Source organism: Rahnella bruchi (assembly GCF_003614975.1).
GTDB classification, from domain to species: domain Bacteria; phylum Pseudomonadota; class Gammaproteobacteria; order Enterobacterales; family Enterobacteriaceae; genus Rahnella; species Rahnella bruchi.
Map to the genome: position 1 here is coordinate 13,228 of NZ_QZWI01000019.1, position 21,973 is coordinate 35,200.

19 protein-coding genes and 1 pseudogene are annotated in these 21,973 nt (G+C 54.0%); 10 read left to right on the plus strand and 10 right to left on the minus strand.

The genetic code is table 11. The annotated features are described in order from the left end of the window. Positions 1-32 precede the first annotated feature (32 nt). The 3 genes from D5398_RS22285 (at position 33) to D5398_RS22295 (ending at position 2,291) form a co-directional block, all read left to right on the plus strand. Positions 33-1,037, plus strand: coding sequence for a hydrolase (locus D5398_RS22285; protein ID WP_120509572.1), 1,005 nt, complete (start codon positions 33-35; stop codon positions 1,035-1,037). Beyond that, entirely contained in the window at positions 1,034-1,279 is a 246-nt protein-coding gene (locus tag D5398_RS22290; protein WP_120509573.1) for a YheU family protein, read from the plus strand. The genes D5398_RS22285 and D5398_RS22290 overlap by 4 nt, the downstream gene beginning before the upstream one ends. A gap of 142 nt (positions 1,280-1,421) precedes the next feature. After that, positions 1,422-2,291: a phosphoribulokinase gene (locus D5398_RS22295; RefSeq protein ID WP_112288608.1), complete on the plus strand. Its 870-nt coding sequence runs from the start codon at positions 1,422-1,424 to the stop codon at positions 2,289-2,291. A gap of 5 nt (positions 2,292-2,296) precedes the next feature. Here the strand turns inward: D5398_RS22295 and D5398_RS22300 are convergent, their stop codons facing one another. Both D5398_RS22300 and D5398_RS22305 read right to left on the minus strand, forming a co-directional pair. Further along, positions 2,297-3,481, minus strand: coding sequence for a M20 family metallopeptidase (locus D5398_RS22300; protein ID WP_120509574.1), 1,185 nt, complete (start codon positions 3,479-3,481; stop codon positions 2,297-2,299). A 15-nt stretch (positions 3,482-3,496) separates the two neighbouring features. Next, on the minus strand, positions 3,497-4,687 hold the full coding sequence (locus tag D5398_RS22305; protein WP_120509575.1) for an MFS transporter: 1,191 nt from the start codon (positions 4,685-4,687) through the stop codon (positions 3,497-3,499). Between the two features lie 192 nt (positions 4,688-4,879). On the opposite strand from D5398_RS22305, the gene D5398_RS22310 reads away from it, so the two are divergent. Further along, a complete protein-coding gene (locus D5398_RS22310) occupies positions 4,880-5,791 on the plus strand; it encodes a LysR substrate-binding domain-containing protein (RefSeq protein WP_120509576.1) in 912 nt (303 codons plus the stop codon). A 1-nt stretch (position 5,792) separates the two neighbouring features. Here the strand turns inward: D5398_RS22310 and D5398_RS22315 are convergent, their stop codons facing one another. Next, positions 5,793-6,200: an OsmC family protein gene (locus tag D5398_RS22315; RefSeq protein WP_120509577.1), complete on the minus strand. Its 408-nt coding sequence runs from the start codon at positions 6,198-6,200 to the stop codon at positions 5,793-5,795. 363 nt (positions 6,201-6,563) lie between these two features. Here D5398_RS22315 and crp point away from each other — a divergent pair, with 363 nt between their 5' ends. Both crp and D5398_RS22325 read left to right on the plus strand, forming a co-directional pair. Further along, positions 6,564-7,196, plus strand: a complete 633-nt coding sequence (gene crp, locus D5398_RS22320; protein ID WP_013573634.1) for a cAMP-activated global transcriptional regulator CRP — start codon at positions 6,564-6,566, stop codon at positions 7,194-7,196. 61 nt (positions 7,197-7,257) lie between these two features. Next, positions 7,258-9,333 carry a YccS/YhfK family putative transporter gene (locus D5398_RS22325; protein WP_120509578.1) on the plus strand — a complete coding sequence of 692 codons (2,076 nt, stop codon included), beginning with the start codon at positions 7,258-7,260 and terminating at the stop codon, positions 9,331-9,333. A gap of 35 nt (positions 9,334-9,368) precedes the next feature. Here D5398_RS22325 and argD read toward each other — a convergent pair whose 3' ends face one another. The 7 genes and pseudogenes from argD to D5398_RS22360 all read right to left on the minus strand — a co-directional run bounded on the left by argD (position 9,369) and on the right by D5398_RS22360 (position 15,913). Next, positions 9,369-10,583 (minus strand): bifunctional acetylornithine/succinyldiaminopimelate transaminase, encoded by a 1,215-nt coding sequence (argD, locus tag D5398_RS22330; RefSeq protein ID WP_120509579.1) that lies wholly within the window; start codon positions 10,581-10,583, stop codon positions 9,369-9,371. A gap of 123 nt (positions 10,584-10,706) precedes the next feature. Further along, positions 10,707-11,282, minus strand: a complete 576-nt coding sequence (locus tag D5398_RS22335) for an aminodeoxychorismate synthase component II (RefSeq protein WP_120509580.1) — start codon at positions 11,280-11,282, stop codon at positions 10,707-10,709. Between the two features lie 90 nt (positions 11,283-11,372). Further along, positions 11,373-11,974, minus strand: a pseudogene (locus D5398_RS22340) (putative adenosine monophosphate-protein transferase Fic). Continuing rightward, positions 11,964-12,134 (minus strand): YhfG family protein, encoded by a 171-nt coding sequence (locus D5398_RS22345; RefSeq protein ID WP_120133952.1) that lies wholly within the window; start codon positions 12,132-12,134, stop codon positions 11,964-11,966. Before D5398_RS22345 ends, D5398_RS22340 begins: the two are co-directional and overlap by 11 nt. Before the next feature lie 107 nt (positions 12,135-12,241). Further along, complete coding sequence (locus tag D5398_RS22350) at positions 12,242-13,765, minus strand: helicase HerA-like domain-containing protein (protein ID WP_120509581.1); 1,524 nt, start codon at positions 13,763-13,765, stop codon at positions 12,242-12,244. A gap of 154 nt (positions 13,766-13,919) precedes the next feature. Then, complete coding sequence (gene ppiA, locus D5398_RS22355; protein WP_120509582.1) at positions 13,920-14,486, minus strand: peptidylprolyl isomerase A; 567 nt, start codon at positions 14,484-14,486, stop codon at positions 13,920-13,922. Positions 14,487-14,629: 143 nt separating this feature from the next. Then, the gene (locus D5398_RS22360) at positions 14,630-15,913 is read right to left on the minus strand and encodes a cytosine deaminase (RefSeq protein WP_120509583.1); all 1,284 of its coding nucleotides are present in this window, start codon (positions 15,911-15,913) and stop codon (positions 14,630-14,632) included. A gap of 223 nt (positions 15,914-16,136) precedes the next feature. Between D5398_RS22360 and nirB the strand changes: the two genes are divergently transcribed. The 4 genes from nirB to D5398_RS22380 all read left to right on the plus strand — a co-directional run bounded on the left by nirB (position 16,137) and on the right by D5398_RS22380 (position 21,906). Next, complete coding sequence (gene nirB / locus D5398_RS22365; protein ID WP_120509584.1) at positions 16,137-18,689, plus strand: nitrite reductase large subunit NirB; 2,553 nt, start codon at positions 16,137-16,139, stop codon at positions 18,687-18,689. Beyond that, entirely contained in the window at positions 18,686-19,036 is a 351-nt protein-coding gene (gene nirD, locus D5398_RS22370; RefSeq protein ID WP_120509585.1) for a nitrite reductase small subunit NirD, read from the plus strand. The genes nirB and nirD overlap by 4 nt, the downstream gene beginning before the upstream one ends. 90 nt (positions 19,037-19,126) lie before the next feature. After that, entirely contained in the window at positions 19,127-20,509 is a 1,383-nt protein-coding gene (gene cysG / locus D5398_RS22375; protein WP_120509586.1) for a siroheme synthase CysG, read from the plus strand. Positions 20,510-20,748: 239 nt separating this feature from the next. After that, positions 20,749-21,906 carry a collagen-like triple helix repeat-containing protein gene (locus tag D5398_RS22380; RefSeq protein ID WP_120509587.1) on the plus strand — a complete coding sequence of 386 codons (1,158 nt, stop codon included), beginning with the start codon at positions 20,749-20,751 and terminating at the stop codon, positions 21,904-21,906. The last annotated feature ends 67 nt before the right edge of the window (positions 21,907-21,973 follow it).

Genomic DNA, 21,973 nt, shown 5'->3' on the forward strand with positions numbered 1-21,973 from the left:
CAAGAGCCTCTTAAGAGAAATTTATTCATCTTATGGTTGAATCCTTTCGTCCCCTGCGCGGGGCCAGTAATCCGCACATCCAGACGCTGTTACCACGACTGGTGCGTCGGCATGCAAAACTTAAACCTCACTGGCAAAGACTCGATACGCCGGACGGCGATTTCCTGGATTTAGCCTGGAGCGAAGACCCGGAAAAGGCGCGTCATAAACCACGCATGATCTTGTTTCACGGGCTGGAAGGCAGCTTTTACAGCCCGTACGCCCACGGTTTATTGCAGGCATGGAAAGACAAAGGCTGGCTCGGCGTGGTGATGCACTTTCGCGGATGCAGTGGCGAACCGAATAAACTTCAGCGGATTTATCATTCCGGGGAAACCGAAGATGCGCGCTTTTTCATTCGCTGGCTCAATGAAACCTATGGCGAAGCACCAACCGGTGCCGTCGGCGTTTCGCTGGGCGGAAATATGCTGGCCTGTTATCTCGGCCAGGAAGGCGAAAATTGCACGCTCAAAGCGGCTGTTGTGGTGTCTGCACCGCTGATGCTGGAACCTTGTGCCTACCGGCTGGAACAGGGTTCATCGCGAATTTATCAGCGTTATCTGCTCGATCAGCTCAAAGGCAATGCCTCGCGCAAACTGGCAAAATATCCGGGAACACTTCCCGTCACGCTGGCGCAGCTCAAAGCCATGCGTCGCATTCGTGATTTCGACGACGCCATCACTTCAAAAGCGCACGGCTTTACCGATGCGCTGGATTATTACCGCCGTTGCAGTGGTATGCCGCTGCTGGCGCAGGTCAGAACGCCGTTACTGATTATCCACGCCAAAGACGATCCGTTCATGACGCCGGACGTCATCCCAAAAGCCGAAGATTTGCCGGAGTGTGTGGAATATCAGCTGACGGAGCACGGCGGGCATGTCGGCTTTGTTTCCGGGAGCCTGCGTCATCCGAAAATGTGGCTGGAACAGCGCATTCCGGCCTGGATCGCCCCGCATTTAGAACCAACGACCGAACTTAAAAAGGAAGCATTGTTGTGATTATTCCCTGGCAGGATCTGGACGCCGAACTGCTCACAAGCGTGGTGGAATCCTTCGTACTGCGCGAAGGCACCGACTACGGCGAGCAGGAACGTTCTCTGGAGCAAAAAGTCGATGACGTGAAACGCCAGCTGAAAAGCGGCGAGATCGTGCTGGTCTGGTCAGAATTGCATGAAACCCTGAACATTATGCCCCGCGGCCAGTTTCGCGCCGGACAGGAAGAAGTGCCGCAGGATTGGTAGGCTCGATCTAAAAAGGCATTCAGACAGCCTGTCCCTCTTAGAATAATTATGGTAACAATGGGATTAATTATGCGCTTTGTTTTCGCCAATTTTGCGGGGATTCGGCATTAATCTGGCGTGACGTTATGGAGTAAGACCGACTATGTCAGCAAAACATCCTGTCATTGCAGTTACCGGCTCCAGCGGAGCAGGTACCACTACTACCAGCCTGGCATTCCGTAAAATATTTCAGCAGCTTGGCCTGCGTGCGGCTGAGCTGGAAGGCGACAGCTTCCACCATTTCACTCGTCCGGAAATGGATGCGGCGATCCGTAAGGCGCGCGACCTCGGTCGTCATATCAGCTATTTCGGGCCGGAAGCCAACGACTTTGGTCTGCTGGAAAAAAGTTTTATCGAATACGGTAAAACCGGTACCGGCCGTTCGCGCAAGTATCTGCATACTTATGACGAAGCCGTTCCCTACAATCAGGTGCCGGGCACCTTTACGCCGTGGCAGGCGCTGCCAGAACCGACAGATATTCTTTTCTATGAAGGGCTGCACGGCGGCGTCGTCGCGGACAAAATTGACGTTGCGGCGCAGGTCGATTTACTGGTCGGCGTGGTCCCTATCGTCAACCTTGAGTGGATCCAGAAGTTGGTGCGCGACACCGGCGAGCGCGGACATTCCCGTGAAGCGGTGATGGATTCCGTCGTCCGTTCGATGGATGACTACATCAGTTACATCACGCCGCAGTTTTCCCGCACGCATATCAACTTCCAGCGTGTGCCGACTATCGATACTTCGAACCCATTTGCCGCAAAAGCCATTCCTTCCCTTGATGAGAGCTTTGTGGTGATTCACTTCCAGGGGCTGGATGATATTGATTTTCCGTATCTGCTGGCGATGTTACAGGGGTCGTTCATCTCGCATATCAAAACGCTGGTGGTACCGGGCGGGAAGATGGGACTGGCAATGGAGCTGATTATGGCGCCGCTGGTGCAGCGCCTGATGGAAGGGAAAAAGATCGAATAACGGACTCAGGCGTCGTTCATCAGCAACTGACGGATAAACCCGACATGCAATGCGACGCCAATCTGAAGAGCCTCTTCATCCAGACGGAAGCGCGGGTTATGCACCCCATAAGTCGCACCGATTTTTTCATTCCCGCTGCCAATAAACAGAAAACATCCCGGCACTTTTTGCTGATAAGAAGAAAAATCTTCCCCGCCAAATAGCGGCTGAGTGACTTCGCACAGCGCCTGTGGCCCCAGCGTTTTTTCAATCACCTGACGCGCAATCGCGCAGGCCTCGGGATGGTTATCGCCGTTCACATAGCCGCGCGTCCAGCGCAGTTCGTATGTCGCGCCATGCGCCGCCGTAATCCCTGAAATGATCTGCTCCATCACCAGCGGCACCTGCTCGCGGACATTACTGTGATGTGTACGCAGCGTTCCGGCGAGTTTCACCCGCTCCGGAATGACGTTATAGCTTTCACCACTCTGGAAAGTGGCAATGGTCAGCACCGGCACCTGAAGCGGATCAATACGACGCGCCACGACATTTTGCAGCGCAGTGACAACTTCCGCGCCAATCACCACCGGGTCGATACACAGATGCGGCATGGAACCGTGCCCGCCTTTGCCGGTAATAGTGATATCGAAATTATCCGTGGAGGCGCAGAAAACGCCCTCTTTCAGCCCCACTTCGCCGGTCGGAGAATTTGGCATAACGTGCAGGCCGAAGATTTTCGCCACTCCGTCCAGCACGCCCAGATCCACCAATTCCTGCGCCCCCCCTGGCGGCACTTCTTCTGCATGCTGGAAGATAAACCGCACCGAGCCATGTAACTCTGAGCGGCATTGAGTCAGCACTTTCGCAGCACCCAGCAGCATCGCCGTATGGGCATCATGCCCGCAGGCGTGCATCACGCCAGGCACGGTGGAACAGAAGGGTTCATCGTTCTCTTCCTGAATGGGTAACGCATCAATGTCTGCCCGCAGCGCGTACATCGGCCCCGGATGTGCCCCTTTCAGATCGGCAATCACGCTGTTGGGCGTCAGATGCGTCAGGATAAGACCGCCGAAACTTTCCAGCTGCTCTGTGATGTAGGCCGCCGTTTTATACTCCTGAAAAGAGAGCTCAGGATGGGCATGAATATGTCTGCGCCAGCGCAGAACGTCAGTTTTGACTTCAGCCAGCATTGCATCGAAATTAAAAGTCATCACTCTTTTCCTCAGTTAAGCCACATCGCGCATTGGCGCACGAGGTTTCATTGCCAGCGGCAGGATAGCCAGACCGGCCACCACCATCGCCAGCGCCAGAAATACAAACGTAGAAAGGTAACCATGGCTGGCAGTGATGAGATATCCCATCGCAATCGGCGCCACAAATCCGCCAAGGGTTCCGCCGGTATTAATGATCCCCATCGCTGCGCCCATAACGTCAGAAGGCAGGCGCTTCATTGGCAACGTAAAGACAGTCACAAAGGACGCCATCAGGAAAACGTAGCCGAGGAACAGGAACAGTCCGGCCGTGACCGCCGATGACGACGTAAAGACCAGCCAGATGCATAACGCGCTGAGCAGTGCGCAGCAGAAAATCACTTTCGGCTCTTTGCCCTGCATATAACGCCCGACCAGCCAGCCGGTCGCCAGTGAAGATATCCAGATACCCAGTCCGCCGGTGGCAACCACCAGACCCGACACATCAAGTGACATACCGCGCTGCTGCACCAGATATTTTGGCAACCATGCCATCAGACCGTATGACGGAATATTGATACAGAAAATCGAGACAAACAGCAGCAGGACAATCGGGTTGGTCAGCAGATCGCGATAACTGGTTTTCACCCCCGCACTGATTTCCGCTTTTGGAGGGTTGGGCACCAAAATCACAATCGCGGCGGCAATGGCAAACGCCAGTAATCCGAGAATGGAGAAAGAACCGCGCCAGCCAAGGTGATCAAGACTGTACACCGCAATCAGCGGCCCGGCAGTCATCGCCAGTCCGGCTGAAGACAACAGAATCGACTGCGCAAAGGTGCGCTGCTCAACCGCAAAGTTGGTGACCACAGCTTTGGCGCAGGATGCGGGATAACCCGAATGACCGACCCCGGAAAGAAAACGGAAGGTCACCAGCAGTCCCAGGCTAAAGCCCAGCGCCCCGAAGCACAGCGCGAAGCCACCCAGCAGGAACAGCGACATACCGAGCACTTTTTTATAGCCGAACCTGTCATTCAGCCACCCCGCGGGGATCTGAAACAGTGAATAAGCCAGGAAGAAAATTCCGGTGATATATCCCAGCTGTTCAGGTTGCAGATTAAACTCACGTTCAATCGGCAGTAATGCAAAGCCCATAACCGTTTTGTCGATATACACCACGGCATAGCCGACAAATAGCAGGAAGATCATCAGGGAACGACTTTTCATAGCGGATATCCCTTTTTGTTATCACTACGCCAGAGATTCACCCTGTCGGGCAAAAGATAAAATGCGACACGCATCACGTAATCAACTGAATAACAACGCATTATTATTGAGTTACTGACGCTATCAGCTTTACAGCGCGGCCATAAGATGCAATTTTTAGGCGGGTGATGCTTTTTACTGATAGGGATCGAAGTGCGCTATTTGCCGAAATTACAGCAACTGAAGGTTTTCCAGCAGGTTATACGCAGTGGCAGCATTCGCGGCGCGGCGCGGGCGATGGGGCAATCGCAGCCAGCGGTCAGCCGGACATTACGTGAACTGGAACAAGCGCTCGATACTCAGCTGATTGTGCGCGGCCATCAGGGGATGGCGCTGACCGAAACGGGGCGGGCGTTTTCCCGCCGGATGCAGTTTATTCTCGAAGAACTCGAGCGAGCCGCCGATGAAATACGCCAGATTGACCAGTATTCTCAGGGTTCTGTTGCCATCGGATTATCCTCTCTGCTGGCGCTGACGGTTCTGCCAGGTCTGACCGGTGAATTCAAGGCGCAGTTTCCGCAGTCCAAACTGCTCATCAAAGAGGGACAACTCTCGACGTTGTTGCCCGCGCTGCGTGAAGGGAAACTGGATTTTGCGGTCGGTACCGCCGGACCGGGATTACCGCTGGAAGATCTGGTGCGTGAACCCTTGTTCAGCGCGCCTTTCGGCGTTATCGCCCGGTGCGGGCATCCGCTGGCAGGTGCCACCACGCTTGAGGAATTACAGGACGCACGCTGGCTGTTACCCGAAACGGATATGGGGTATTACCAGCAAATCAGGCTGTCGATGGGAGGATTTCATCAGCAGGCAGCAGAAATGCCGGTGCATACTGATTCGGTGGTGTGCGGGCTGAATATAGTGTTGCAGACTGATTATCTGACTATTGTGGCGCGGGCGATGAAAGCGCCATTCGGACTGGAAGACAAATTGTGTCTGCTCAATATCGACGCCCTCCCGCAGGCGGAGTATTGCGTGCTTTACTCGCAAAAATCGCCGCTGACGTTTGCCGCGCGACGATTTTTGGATTTACTGCGCAACCAGTGCCAGTCCTACGACTGGTCATGATTTATTCGACGCTTAACACTTCGAAGCTGTGAGTAATCGTTGCCGCTTTGCCGAGCATCAGTGAAACCGAGCAATATTTTTCGGCTGACAGGCTGACCGCACGCTCCACAATTTTATCGTTCAGGTCTTTTCCGGTGACGATAAAATGCAGGTTGATGTGCGTGAACAGGCGCGGTGCTTCTTCGCGGCGCTGTGAAGTCAGTTTCACTTCGCAGTCCCGCACGTCGTTGCGGCCTTTTTGCAATATAGACACCACATCAATGGCGCTGCAACCGCCTGCGGACATCAGTAACATTTCCATCGGGCTCGGTGCTTTATCGCCCGCATTGCCATCCATAGTAATCTGATGGCCTGAAGCTGATTCCCCTAAAAACGTCAGCCCTTCTACCCATTTTACGCGTGCGTGCATGTCATATTCTCCCGGTGAATAAATTCGTCAAACTTTCCCCTCAGACTACCCTTTCACCCAAAATCTGGCAACGTAACCCGATCGCCATCATGCTGAAGCGAGACAACAGAAGACAGCATTGCAAACCTGTGCTACAAACAAAGCCGAAACATACTTTCCAGTGAATTGCGGTGACGGTTTTCGCGGTTTAAGAACAGAACCCACGGTGATAACGGCAATAATCAGGCTGTTTCACTCCGACACCCGCTTGCAGCATTTCTGGGGAGTTATATGCTGAAAGGGCGCTTTTGATTTTGAAGTGCCATACAGGGAACTCTGAGCCCTGTGATTTTGGGCAGCGATAACAACAGAGGATAATAGCAAATGGTTCTCGGCAAGCCACAAACAGACCCGACTCTTGAATGGTTCCTGTCTCACTGTCATATACATAAGTATCCTTCTAAAAGTACGCTGATTCACCAAGGTGAAAAAGCCGAAACGCTTTACTACATCGTGAAAGGGTCAGTTGCTGTCCTTATCAAGGATGAAGAAGGCAAAGAAATGATACTGTCCTACCTTAACCAAGGTGACTTCATCGGCGAGCTGGGACTCTTCGAAGAAGGTCAGGAACGTAGTGCGTGGGTTCGTGCAAAAACTGCCTGTGAAGTGGCTGAAATTTCGTATAAAAAATTCCGCCAGCTGATTCAGGTTAACCCGGATATTCTGATGCGTCTTTCCGCGCAGATGGCAAACCGTCTGCAAGTGACGTCAGAGAAAGTCGGCAACCTTGCCTTCCTCGACGTAACAGGCCGTATCGCTCAAACTCTGCTTAATCTGGCTAAACAGCCTGATGCGATGACCCATCCGGACGGGATGCAAATCAAGATCACTCGTCAGGAAATCGGCCAAATCGTCGGTTGTTCACGTGAAACAGTCGGACGAATTCTCAAAATGCTGGAAGATCAGAGTTTGATCTCCGCACACGGTAAAACGATTGTCGTTTACGGCACACGTTAATCCATTAAAAATTGGCGCGGCAGAACACTGTCGCGCCTTTTTTTTGGGCTAATCTTTACCCATGACGCTATGGCGAAGACTGTTTTACCATCCGGAAGTTAACTACGCGCTGCGCCAGACGCTGGTGTTGTGCCTGCCTGTTGGTATCTGCTGGATGTTCGGCAGCCTGCAAATGGGCCTGCTGTTCTCTCTTTGTCCTGCCTGCTGCAACGTCGCGGGTCTGGATACCCCACACAAACGCTTTTTCAAACGCCTGATCGTCGGTGGCTCGCTGTTTGCCGTAAGCAGCATTCTGTTGCAAGTGATGCTGGAAAGCTGGCACATTCCCCTGCCACTCATCATGCTCTCGCTGGCGTTACTGCTGGGCGTGACCGGCGAAATCAGCCCGCTTCATGCACGGCTGTTGCCCGGCGCACTGGTCGCGACCATCTTCACGCTGAGTATGGTCGGCGTGCGCCCGATGTGGCAGGCGCCGGTGCTTTTCGCCGCAGGCACCGCCTGGTATGGTTTATTCAACTGGGCGTGGTTTCGTATTTCCAAAGAACAACCGATGCGCGAAACCCTCAGCCAGCTCTATCTGCAACTCGCGGATTACTTCGAAGCGAAATACAGCCTGCTGACGCAACATACCGACCCGGAAACGGCTTTACCGCCGCTGCTGACGCGCCAGCAGAAGGTCATCGACCTGATTGCCCTGCTTTATCAGCAACTGCACATGCTGCCGCAGCACGGACATCATCATCACCATAAGCGGCTGTTCCAGCGTTTTCAGGTGGCACTCGATTTGCAGGAACACATCACAGTGAGCCTGCATCAGCCGGAAGAAGTGCAGAAACTGGTCGAAGAAAGCCACGCCGAAGCGGTTATCCGCCGCAATGCCCAGGTGATTTCCGCCCGTTTGCGCGTCATTGCCGACGACATTCTTTACCACCGTTTATCCGAGCGTTTTACGATGGCTAACGAACTGGCCGCGCTGGAGAAAATCGCCGCACGCAATCCGGAGAATCCGGTCGGCCAGTTTTGCTATTACCATTTCAGCCGCATTGCGCGACTTCTGCGGACACAACGTCCGCTGTACCGCCGCGATCTGATGAACACTCAGCCCCGTTTGCCTTTCTGGCCTGCGCTGAAAAGTTATCTCTCGTTCAAATCCGCCGCGCTGCGCAACGCCGCACGTCTGGGGATCATTCTGGCGATTGGCAGCAGCCTTGGCCTGTTCTTTAATCTGCCAAAGCCTTACTGGATTTTGCTGACCATCATGCTGGTCAGTCAGAACGGCTATAACGCTACGCGCGTGCGTATCCAGCACCGTGCGCTGGGTACGCTGGCCGGATTGCTGATTGCCGCCGGATTACTGAAACTGGAATTACCCGAAGGCATCACGCTGATGTGTATGCTGGTCGTTACTTTGGTGTCGTATACGGTGCTGCGCAAAAACTACGGGCTGGCAATGGTCGGGATGACGGTCACGGCGGTGTACACACTACAACTGCTGGCGATGAACGGCGTGCATTTTCTGGTGCCGCGGCTGGTGGATACGCTGATAGGCTGCGCGCTGGCTTTCGGCGGCACCATCTGGTTGTGGCCGCAATGGCAAAGCGGATTACTGCGTCAGAATGCGCATCAGGCGCTGGAAACCTATCAGGATGCTATCCGCTTACTGCTTGAAGAAAATCCGGACACCTCGAAGCTCGCCTACACCCGTATGCAGGTCAATCAGGCGCACAACAAGCTCTTCACGTCGCTGAATCAGGCGATGCAGGAACCGGGGTTTAACTCACATTATCTGGCGGATATGCGCCTGTGGGTGACCCACAGTCAGTTTATCGTCGAGCACATCAACGCCATGACTATTCTCGCCCGCGAGCACTACATGCTGCCGGAGAAGCTGGCAACAGAATATTTGCAGACCTGTGAAATTGCGTTGCAGAGCTGTCAGCAACGGCTGATGTATGACGGGCCGGGAAATGAGAACACGCTGATCAATGCACCGGAACTCCATCCCGATATGCCGCTGACCGAAATGGAGCGCCATCTGCGGCGTGTGATTTCGCACCTCAGCGTGATGCATACCATTTCGTCACTGGCGTGGAAGCAGCGGCCCCATCATGGGATCTGGCTGACGCGGAAGGCGTGATTTATAACTCCCTCCCCTGCGAAGGGAAGGAGCAGTCAGCCCACAACCCTTGCCACAGCCTTCTCAAACCGCGCCATCCCTTCTTCAATATCTGCGAAGTCGATAATAAGCGATGGTGCAAACCGTATTACGTTGGGTCCTGCGACCAGCATCATCAGCCCGAATTCGGCGGCGGCGGCGTGGAAGTCGCCTGCGCGGTTTTTCCAGGCGTCGGAAAGCTCGGCGCCGATCAGCAACCCTTGCCCGCGGAACTCGCTGAAGATGTGATATTTCTGGTTAATGGCATCCAGCGCGCTGATGAATTTCTCGCGACGCTCGTTGATACCGGCCAGTACTTCCGGAGTGTTGATAATGTCCAGCGCCACCTCGGCAACCGCGCAAGCCAGCGGGTTTCCGCCGTAAGTGGTGCCGTGTTTACCCGGCTCCATCACCGAGGCTACTTCTTCGGTTGCCAGCATCGCTGAAACCGGGAAACCGCCGCCCAGCGCTTTGGCACTGGTGAGAATGTCCGGCGTCACGCCGTAATGCATATAGCTGAAAAGCTTACCGCTGCGCCCCATGCCGCTTTGCACTTCATCGAGCACCAGCAGCGCCTGATGTTTGTCACACAGCTCACGCAGACCTTGCAGGAACTCTTTAGTGGCCGGTGTCACCCCGCCTTCGCCCTGCACAGGTTCGACAACAATTGCGCAGGTGTGATCGTCGATTACGGCTTTTACAGCGTCCAGGTCATTGAACGGCACGTGCACAATGTCAGCCGGTTTCGGGCCGAAGCCATCGGAATATTTCGGCTGGCCGCCGACAGACACGGTAAACAACGTGCGGCCATGGAAAGCGTTATGAAATGCGATGATCTTAGTTTTGTAAGGACTGTGGCGGTGCGAAGCATAATAACGCGCCAGTTTAAAAGCAGCTTCATTGGCTTCAGCGCCGGAATTGGCGAAAAATACACGGTCAGCAAAAGTCGCGTCGATAAGTTTCTGAGCCAGTCGCAGTGCCGGTTCGTTAGTAAAGACATTACTGAGATGCCACAGAGTTTCCCCCTGTTCGTGCAACGCTTTTACCAGAGCAGGATGGCAATGGCCCAGCGCCGTCACCGCGATACCCGCGGCGAAATCAACGTATTCCTTGCCCTGCTGATCCCACACGCGGCTGCCTTTACCCTTCACCGGGATAAATTTCGCAGGTGAATAAACCGGCAAAATCACTTTATCGAACGTGCCCCGATCTACCGCTGATTTTTCTGCCATAACACTCCGCCCTTACTGATATTGATGTGAAAATATAATCATAAAATATGCATAAAAAATCACAAACAGGCAAACAGAAATCGCACCTGATGGGTAAGTAATTTTTTCAGTAGTATTAACTGATTAGATTTTAAGGAAATTATCCAGAAGCTGATGCCCCTGCTCACTCAGGATACTTTCGGGATGGAACTGAACCCCATGCAGCGGTAAGGTTTTGTGCATGATGCCCATAATTTCGTCGCGTTTGCCTTCACGCTCTGTCCACGCAGTGACATCAAAACAGTCCGGCAGCGTTTCAGGGGCGACCACCAGAGAATGGTAGCGGGTGACCGTCAGTGGGTTATTCAGGCCGACAAATACGCCCTGGCCGGTATGGCGGACCGGGGAGGTTTTACCGTGGATCGCCTGACGCGCCCGCACGATTTTTGCGCCAAATGCCTGCGCCATCACCTGATGACCAAGGCAAACGCCGAGGATCGGCAGGCTAGCGGAAAAATGAGTAATGGATTGCAGGGAAATACCCGCCTGATCCGGCGTGCAAGGGCCGGGAGAAATCACCAGGTGCGACGGCGCAAGTTGTTCAATATCAGTCAGCGTCAGCTGATCATTACGCATCACTTTCACCTCAGCGCCCAGTTCGCAAAAATATTGGTAGAGGTTGTAGGTGAATGAGTCGTAGTTGTCGATCAGCAGCAGCATAGTGTTCCCGGTAAAAGTCGAAAATTTACCGGGCAATTCTACGCATTTTTCGGCACAGGCTTCAGCATTTTGTGGTTCTGATCGGGCAGATCAATGCTCATCATCGATTTCACTGATCACTTTGTTGAAGATGGCGACCAGATCGGTTTCATCGCCAAACACCGCCGTTTTATTGGCGGCAAGCCAGCTTTCACGACTGATTTTGGACCAGTCAATGTCATAACCGGCGTGGATAACCAGCTGCTCGACAAAAATCCTCAGCACTCGCCCGTTGCCTTCGCGGAACGGATGGAGAAGATTAAGGCCGGTATAGTAATGCGCCAGCCTCTCCGCAAGCTTATCCAGCGGCAAACCGACCAGAAATCCTCTTCCTCCAGCTCCTGCATCAGACCATTGCCTTCATTTTCGATGTATTCGAAATGGCAAAACTGGGTATCGTCTTTGTAGATGTCAATCTCACGAAATTCCCCTGCCCACGGATAAATATCCTGAAAGAGCGACAGGTGGATGGCGCAAAGATGTGGCAATCCCATCACGGCCGGACCGAGTGGCATCGCCGCAGCCCGCAATGCCGTAAAGGCCAGTTCAGCCTGTAGCAGGCGATGGGCTTCGCGGATTTCGAGAGCGTTTTTCAGGACATTGATGCCGGGATAGTAATAAGGGTCTGCACCGGCCACGAGCTTATCGTTCATAGTGCCCCCTCAGTTCGGCCAGACGTTGTACGATTTTCTCGTTATCCAGAGACACGACTTCCACCTCAAGGCCATCCAGCGCGCTGCTGGCCTGAAAGTTCTGCCGTTGACGTTCGCGAAAGAGTTTTTCCTGCTGTCTGAGTGTCAGTTTCTTGGCCATATTTCCTCCCTGGTTACCGCCATCGGGCGCATACCTTGTGGAGTTAAGTATAGACAGAGAAAAAAGGACGCCGGAAAACGCCCCCTAAACTCGGATTAATCGAAAGATTACTTTTTACGGCCCCCCATAATCGAGCCGAGTACGCCGCGCAGGATCTGCCGGCCCAGGTCACGCGCCATACTTTTGGCCGCCACCTGCACCACGCCATCGCGTTTACCCCCGCGCGGACCGGTGCTGCCGAACAGAATTTCATTCAGCCCGCCCATCAGCCCGCCGCCGGAAGACGTTGGTTCTCGCGGTTTCTGCGTGCCTGTCTGCTGCGGCGTGGCGACCGTGCCGAAACCTTGTGCGGTAATTTTTTCATACGCCGATTCGCGGTCAATGCTGTCTTCATAACGACCATACAGCGGTGACTGATTAATCGCTTTATTACGTTCATCTTCGCCCAACATGCCCATTTTGGATTCCGGCGCGATCACCATCGCGCGCTGTACCACTTCCGGACGCCCTTTTTCATCGAGGAATGACACCAGCGCTTCGCCGACGCCAAGCTCAGTAATAGCTGTTTCAGCATCGAAAGCCGGATTGGCACGCAGGGTTTGCGCCGCCGCTTTCACCGCTTTCTGATCCCGTGGCGTAAATGCGCGCAAAGCATGCTGCACGCGGTTGCCAAGCTGGCCGAGCACGCTGTCGGGAATATCCAGCGGGTTCTGGGTCACGAAGTAAATTCCTACGCCTTTGGAGCGGATCAGGCGCACCACCTGTTCGATTTTCGTCAGCAAAGCCTGCGGAGCGTCGTTAAAAAGCAAATGCGCTTCATCGAAGAAGAACACCAGCTTAGGTTGTTCCGGGTCACCCACCTCCGGCAAATGCTCAAAAAGCTCGGCCAGCAACCACAGCAGGAAAACAGAATAGAGTTTCGGCTGATTGATGAGCTTATCCGCCGCCAGCAGATTGATGATGCCGTAACCGTTCTTGTCGGTTTTCATCAGATCATTGATGTCCAGCATCGGCTCGCCGAAGAACTGGTTGGCACCCTGTCCTTCCAGCGTCAGCAGTCCGCGCTGGATGGCACCGATGGAAGCAGAGGAAATATTTCCGTACTGCGTCTGGAACTGCTTTGCATTGTCGCCGGTAAACTGCACCATCGCGCGTAAATCTTTCATGTCGAGCAGCAGCAAACCGTTATCGTCGGCAATCTTAAAGACCAGCTGCAATACCCCGCTTTGCACCTCATTCAGATCCAGCAAACGCGCCAGCAGCAACGGCCCAAGATCGGAAATCGTCGCGCGGATCGGATGTCCTTTCTCACCAAAAATATCCCACGGGATAATGCTACACGCCTGTGGCTGCCAGCCGGTGACGCCGATACCGGCAAGCCGGGCATTGAGTTTTTCCGAGGGAACGCCTTCTGCGCCGATGCCGGACAGATCGCCTTTCACATCCGCCAGAAACACCGGAATGCCGATGCGGGAAAACTGTTCAGCCATTCTTTGCAACGTGACCGTTTTGCCGGTACCGGTCGCGCCGGTAATCAGTCCGTGGCGGTTGGCCAGCGCGGGGAGGATCACCAGATCCTGCACCGGTTTGCCTTCATTCATGGCTTTTGCAATCAGACGGGCTTCACTCATTTCATTTTCCTTGAAAGTGGACGCAGGGCGTTCCTTAAAACCTATTAGTCAGCGAGATGGGCGTCAAGAAAGGGTCGTAAAATGGGCAAGAAAAAGCCCCCGGCTGGCGGAGGCTTCATCTTCTACTACAGAAAGGAACTGCAAGCCTAAGAAATTAAGGCAGCACTTTCGCAGACAAAATCACAATCGGTGTAGCCGGCACGTTCTGGTAAGGCCCGACGTTGTCCGTTTTCACCTGTGACATTTTGTCTACCACATCCATCCCTTTAATCACTTTACCGAATACCGCATAACCGAAATCACGCTGACCGTGATCCAGGAAAGCGTTGTCCGCAACGTTGATGAAGAACTGGCTGGTTGCGCTGTCTTTATCCGCTGTACGCGCCATCGCGACGGTACCGCGCAGGTTACGCAGGCCGTTGTCGGCTTCGTTCTTGATAGGTTCTTTGGTCGCTTTCTGCTGCATATCAGCAGTAAAACCGCCGCCCTGAACCATAAAGCCCGGGATCACACGGTGGAAAATGGTGTTGTTGTAATATCCGCTCTGGGCGTAATCAACGAAATTCTTCACAGAAACCGGTGCCTTAGCACTGTCGAGTTCCAGTTCAATATTCCCTGCTGAAGTGGTCAGCATGACGTGAGTTTGTCCGGCAGCAAAAACCGGCGACATTGCAGTCAGGGAAAGCACTGCAGTTAAGGCCACCAAAGTACGTTTAAACATGACAATTCCTTTCCAAAAATACAAATAACAGATCCCACTGATTCTAAAGAGCCTTTAACCTCAGCGCCAGACCTTTACGGTTATTTACGCTTCACGGTAACTTTTTCAGATATTTCAAATTGTTACTGCCAAATTCTGCAAGGTTAGCTGTTGAAATCAACGGGATAATCTTTATCAAGATGAATGGTTGTTTTTGCTGGCTGAGTTTCGGCTATTACCGAACCCTGACGAACAGAGTATCTCACAGGAACTTGCCTGCGCACCGCGTCAAAACCGCTTTCTGCGGGCAGGATCACCAGACTGGCGGCGTTGCCACTTTCCAGACCGTAACCGTGCAGATTCATGGTGCGCGCACTGAAAGTCGTAATCAGTTTCAGCCCGTCGTTAATTTGCTGATAGCCCATCAGCTGGCAAACATGCAACCCCATGTGCAGCACCTGCAACATATTAGAAGTGCCCAGCGGATACCACGGGTCGAACACATCGTCATGCCCGAAACAAACGTTAATCCCGGCATCCAGCATCTCTTTGACGCGCGTAATGCCGCGACGTTTCGGATAGGTATCAAACCGCCCTTGCAGGTGGATATTCACCAGCGGATTCGCGACAAAGTTGATACCGGACATCTTCAGCAAACGGAATAACCGCGACGTGTAAGCGCCGTTATAAGAATGCATCGCCGTGGTATGGCTGGCCGTCACCCTTGCGCCCATGTTTTCGCGCAGCGCAAGTGCCGCGACCGTTTCAACAAAACGTGACTGCTCGTCGTCAATTTCATCGCAATGCACATCGATAAGCGCATTGTATTTCTTCGCCAGCGTGAAGGTTTTGTGCAGTGATTCCACGCCGTATTCGCGGGTAAATTCGAAGTGCGGGATTGCGCCCGCGACGTCTGCGCCCAGCTTCAGCGCCTCTTCCAGCAGGGCTTCGCCGTCAGGGTAGGACATTATGCCTTCCTGCGGGAACGCCACAATTTGCAGCGTCACCCACGGCGCGACTTCGGCTTTCACTTCAAGCATCGCTTTCAGCGCAGTGAGCGTCGGGTCAGAAACATCAACGTGTGTGCGCACATGTTGAATGCCGTTGGCGATTTGCCATTTCAGCGTCTGCCACGCGCGCTGTTTGACATCTTCATGGGACAGCAACGCCTTGCGTTCTGCCCAGCGCTCAATGCCTTCGAATAATGTCCCGGACTGATTCCACGCTGGCTGACCGGCAGTCTGAGTGGTATCGAGGTGAATATGCGGCTCGATAAAAGGAGGTATTGCCAGCCCGCCTTCGCCGTCCAGAATATGTTCGCCGTAATCGGCATTATCCAGCTGAGAAGCAATACGGCGGATCACGCCGTCTTCGATATCTATTTGCCACAGCCCTTCCCGGTCGGGCAGGCGTACATTCTTAATGGTACGCAAAGGAGTTTTCGTCACGCGTTACCTCATCGTTTTCAGAAAGACTTCATCGTCAGAAATTTTAAAGCCAATCTTAGAACAATAGCCTGAAAGTGTTTATAAATCGAAAGGTTACATAAAAACTCAATTAAATCAGTCAAATACCACCTAAGGGGTATATTGGGAGCGGCTTGATTTGTATCAATACCCCCCGTTTCGCGCGCGTTATGTTTAGCCTTAGAAAATCAAAATTGAGGCAATTATGAGCAAAGTCAGACTCGCGATAATAGGCAACGGCATGGTGGGCCATCGCTTTATCGAAGATTTACTGGATAAAGCAGAACCGGGCCAGTTCGAGATCACGGTATTGTGTGAAGAACCGCGCGTGGCCTATGACCGCGTGCATCTTTCCTCCTATTTTTCCCATCATACCGCCGAAGAACTGTCACTGGTTCGCGAAGGCTTCTACGAAAAACACAACGTCAATGTGCTGATTGGTGAACGCGCCATTACGCTCAACCGCCGGGAAAAAGTGATTCATTCCAGCAGCGGACGGACGGTGTATTACGACAAACTGATTATCGCGACCGGTTCCTACCCGTGGGTTCCGCCAATCACCGGTTCTGACGGTCAGGATTGCTTTGTTTACCGCACCATTGAAGATTTACATGCGATTGAATCCTGCGCCCGTCGCAGCAAACGCGGTGCCGTGGTTGGCGGGGGTTTGCTGGGTCTGGAAGCGGCAGGCGCGCTGAAAAATCTTGGCGTTGAAACACATGTTGTTGAATTCGCACCCGGTCTGATGGCCGAACAGCTCGATGTCATGGGCGGCAGCCAGCTGCGCCAGAAAATCGAAAGCATGGGCGTGCAGGTTCATACCGCAAAAAACACCAAACAAATTGTTCAGGGCGGCACTTCTGCCCGTAAAACGATGGAATTTGCTGACGGCACCTTCCTCGAAGTCGATTTCATCGTGTTCTCCACCGGTATCCGTCCGCAAGACAAACTGGCGCGCCAGTGTGATTTAGAAATCGCTCCGCGCGGCGGCATCGTGATTAATGACCAATGCCAGACCAGCGATCCGGACGTGTACGCCATCGGCGAATGCGCCTCGTGGAATCAGCGCACTTTCGGTCTGGTCGCTCCGGGCTACAAAATGGCACAGGTCACCGCCGACCATCTGCTCGGTCGCGATAACGCTTTCACCGGCGCAGACATGAGCGCCAAACTGAAGCTGTTAGGCGTTGATGTGGCCGGTATCGGCGATGCGCACGCCCGCACGCCTGGCGCACGCAGCTACGTTTATCTCGATGAAAGCAAAGCGCTTTATAAACGTCTGGTGGTCAGCGAAGATAATAAAACGCTGCTCGGCGCGGTTCTGGTCGGTGATACCAGCGATTACGGCAACCTGCTGCAACTGGTGCTGAACAGCATTGCGTTGCCGGAAAATCCGGATGCCCTGATCCTGCCCGCCCACGCAGGCAGCGGCGGCGCGGTGATCGGTACCGATGCCTTGCCGGAAAGCGCGCAAATCTGCTCATGTTTTGACGTCACCAAAGGCGACATCATCAAAGCGGTTCAGGGCGGATGCCATACCGTGGCGGCACTGAAATCAGCGACCAAAGCCGGTACGGGCTGCGGCGGCTGTATTCCGCTGGTGACACAGGTTCTGAATGCCGAGCTGAGCAAACAGGGCATCGAAGTTAACAATCATCTGTGTGAGCACTTCGCCTATTCGCGTCAGGAGCTTTATCACCTGATCCGCGTGGAAGGCATCCGTTCATACGATGATTTGCTGAACAAATACGGCAAAGGTTACGGCTGTGAAGTCTGTAAACCGACCGTCGGCTCACTGCTGGCGTCGTGCTGGAACGATTATATTCTCAAGCCACAGAACACGCCGTTGCAGGATACCAATGATGTGTTCCTCGCCAATATGCAAAAAGACGGCACCTATTCCGTGATCCCACGCTCGCCGGGCGGTGAAATCACTCCGCAAGGTTTGCAGGCGATTGGCAAAATCGCGGCGGAATACAATCTCTACACCAAGATCACAGGTTCGCAACGCATAGGGATGTTCGGCGCGCAGAAAGACGATTTACCGGCTATCTGGCAGAAACTGATCAACGCCGGATTCGAAACCGGTCAGGCCTACGCCAAAGCATTACGCATGGCGAAAACCTGCGTTGGCAGCACCTGGTGCCGTTACGGTGTGGGAGACAGCCTCGGGTTCGGCATCAGTCTGGAACACCGCTACAAAGGCATCCGCACGCCGCACAAAATGAAGTTCGGTGTGTCCGGCTGTACCCGCGAATGCTCAGAAGCTCAGGGCAAGGACGTCGGGATTATCGCGACAGAAAACGGCTGGAATCTGTATGTCTGCGGTAACGGCGGGATGAAACCACGTCACGGCGATTTACTGGCCGCCGATCTGGATAACGATACCCTGCTGCGTTATCTGGACCGCTTCATGATGTTCTACATCCGCACCGCCGATAAGCTGCAACGCACCTCGGTCTGGATGGACAACCTCGAGGGCGGCATCGACTACCTGCGTAAAGTCATCATCGACAACAAACTCGGGCTTAACGATCAGCTGGAAGCCGAACTGGCACGCCTGCGCGAATCGGTCATCTGCGAGTGGCAGGAAACGCTGAACGATCCTGCGGCGCAAACCCGCTTTACCCACTTTATCAACAGCAGCCAGCGCGATCCGAATGTGCAGTTCGTCGGTGAACGTCAGCAGCATCGTCCGGCGCGCCCTGACGAACGTATTCCGGTGACACAAATCGCCGACGGGGAGGAAGTATTATGAGCCAGTGGTTAACGCTTTGTTCTGTCGGTCAGATCCTGCCGGGCTGCGGTGTTTGCGCACTGGCAGGCGAACAGCAAATCGCCCTGTTCCGTCCGTATGCCGATGAGCAGATTTTCGCGTTGTCGAATACCGACCCGTTCGCGCAGGCCAGCGTGCTGTCTCGCGGGATTATTGCAGAACACCAGGGCGAGCTCTGGGTGGCCAGTCCGCTGAAAAAACAACATTTCCGCCTGAAAGACGGCCTTTGTATGGAAGATGAAACGCATTCAATTTCCGCCTACGAAGTGCGTGTCCGCGGCGGGAATATTGAGCTGAATACCGCCAGTCTTCAGGCACAAAGCTGCTAAACTCCGCGCTTTCCACGCCGCCTCCGGGCGGCGTTGTTCTTTGTTTAAAATAATGTCGCTTTAAGAACGCTGTCTCAGAGAATATTTGCTATGGATTACCTGCCCCTTTTTTGTCAGTTAAAAAACAGAGCCTGTTTGCTGGTCGGTGCCGGTGACGTGGCTGAACGTAAAGCGCGCCTGCTGCTCGATGCTGGCGCAAAACTAACGGTTAACGCCCTCACCTTCACGTCGCAATTTCAAATCTGGGCAGATGAAGGCAAAGTCCACCTGCTGAAAGGCGAATTCTCCCCGCTGCTGGTGGATGAGAAATGGCTGGTTATCGCCGCGACTGATTCAGACGTCGTGAACCAGGAAGTCAGCGAAGCCGCTGAACATCGCCGCGTGTTCTGTAACGTGGTAGATGCGCCGGAAAGCGCCAGCGTGATCATGCCGTCGATCATTGACCGTTCACCGCTGATGATCGCCGTCTCTTCCGGTGGCAATGCGCCGGTACTGGCGCGCCTGCTGCGTGAGCGTCTGGAATCAATTTTGCCGCAGCATCTGGGTAAATTGGCACAGGTCGCTGGCGGATTACGCGCTCGCGTTAAAACACATTTCACCGATGCCTCCGACCGCCGCCGTTGGTGGGAAAAGCTGTTTAATCATCATCGTCTGGCACAATCACTGGCCAATAATGACGACGCGCAAAGCGGGCAATATCTCGAAGAACTGTTCAGTGAACCGGTCGATAAACATGGCGAAGTCATTCTGGTCGGTGCCGGACCAGGCGATGCAGGATTGTTGACTCTGAAAGGCTTGCAGCAGATGCAGCTGGCCGATGTTGTGGTTTATGACCGGCTGGTCTCTGACAGCGTGATGAATCTGATTCGCCGTGACGCTGAACGGATTTTCGTCGGCAAACGGGCGGGGCATCACTGTGTTCCACAGGAGCGGATAAACGAGATCCTGCTGGAACAGGCGCAGATGGGCAAACGTGTTGTACGGCTTAAAGGCGGTGATCCGTTTATCTTTGGCCGCGGCGGCGAAGAACTGGAAGCTCTGAAAGCTGCGGGTATCGCATTTTCCGTGGTGCCGGGTATTACGGCGGCCTCCGGTTGCTCAGCCTACAGCGGCATTCCGCTCACTCATCGTGATCATGCTCAAAGCGTGCGGCTCATTACCGGCCATGCGAAGCAGGATGGGGTTTTGGACTGGGCCTGTCTGGCCCAGGATCAGCAAACGCTGGTGTTTTATATGGGCCTGACGCAGGCCGGGGAGATCCAGCGCCGTCTTCTGGAAAACGGGCTGGCAGTAGAAACGCCTGTCGCGCTGGTTGAAAACGGCACCAGTCAGACGCAGCGCGTGGTCACCGGCAGCCTTACTGAGCTCGAAAATCTGGCGAAACAGGTACAGAGCCCGAGTTTAATTATTGTGGGTACCGTAGTAAGTTTGCGACCGAAACTGAACTGGTTTGCCAGCGAAACCCTTCTCTGACGCTTTTTTGCTCAAAAAAACTCCATTTATTTTATTAATCAATTCAGAGAAGTGAATTCAAGTTCACTTCTCACCCTCCACTTATAAGACAAATCTCATAACAGAATATAATTCCTGTTATCTCATCTTTGACATTCTAAATTCAAAATAATCAACCCATACAAATGGAATATTCAGAATCTTCACCTTAAACTTTAATTACGCCAACTGTGGCGTAATCTCCCGTGGAGGGTCAAATCATGCGCCATACCATTCATGTTGGTCATGTTAACAAGATTGCCCTGGCAATCTTAGTCGCCCTGTCACTGGCTGCCTGTAGCGGCAGTGGCGGCGGCGGTTCTTCTCATACGGCAAAAACATCCACTACCGGATCGGCAACCACCGGTGATGGAACCACTTCAGGCAGTGACGGAACCACCACCGCAGGCAACGGCAGCAATACCGGAACAGGAACCACCACTACAGGTGATGGCACCACTACCGCCGGAAACGGAACTGGAACGGGAACGGGAACCGGAACAGGGACAGGCACCGGAACAGGGACGGGAACGGGAACGACGTCTACCACACTCGCTACCGGCACCATCCTGAGCAATGCCGGTGGAGCAGTCAGTGGCCTGGGAACACAGGTCAGCAGCATCGCCAGCCAGACACCGGTTGGTAACCTTCCGGTCGCAGGCACCGGCGTTGTCACCATCATCGACAGCACAGGTAAAGCCGTTACGGACGTCGGCAGCGGTGTGCAAAACGGTGTGGGTCAGCTTGGCACCAATCCTAATGCCATCGGGACGACCGTCGCCGGCGTTCCCATCGCCGTGGCTGATTTAGGCACAGGTGTTTCTGGCCTCGGAACTTCGCTTTCGGCCAATACCCCCGGAACCCCGGTCAGCGGAGTGACAGCAGCAGCCGGCGGGCTGGTCAATAACGTCGGGAAAGTCGTGACGACGACGGGTAACGGATTAGCCACCAACGTGCAAAGCGGCGCGCTTTCCGGAGTGACGACGGCTGCAACCGGCGTAGTCACGCCTGTTGTCGCACAGGTACAAAACACCACCCAAACGGTGGGCGGTGCGACGGGTCTGGGCACTCCGGTTAATGGCTTGCTGAATCAGGTCGGGACAACGGTCAGCAATACAGGAACACAGCTCTCTGCCAGCACCCCAGCGCTGGCAGGTCTGGGGACAGCGGTTACGGACACCGGGCAGGCTGTTTCTAAAACCGGCACCATTCTGGTTCCGGCCAGCAGTACCACGACCACCACGGCCAGTAATTCTGGCGGTATATCGGCGGGTGCAGGTGCCTCGGTCTCGCAGTCAGGCGGTTTGCTTGCGGGTGTGGGTACCACCGTTGGTGGGATCACCGGCGGACTTGGCCTGAAGTTGAATAAAACACAGTAATTTTTAGTGGTAAAAAGCCCGTTCTCCGACTCTGCCGGAGAGCGGGTTTGCCCCCTCTGCTCAACTT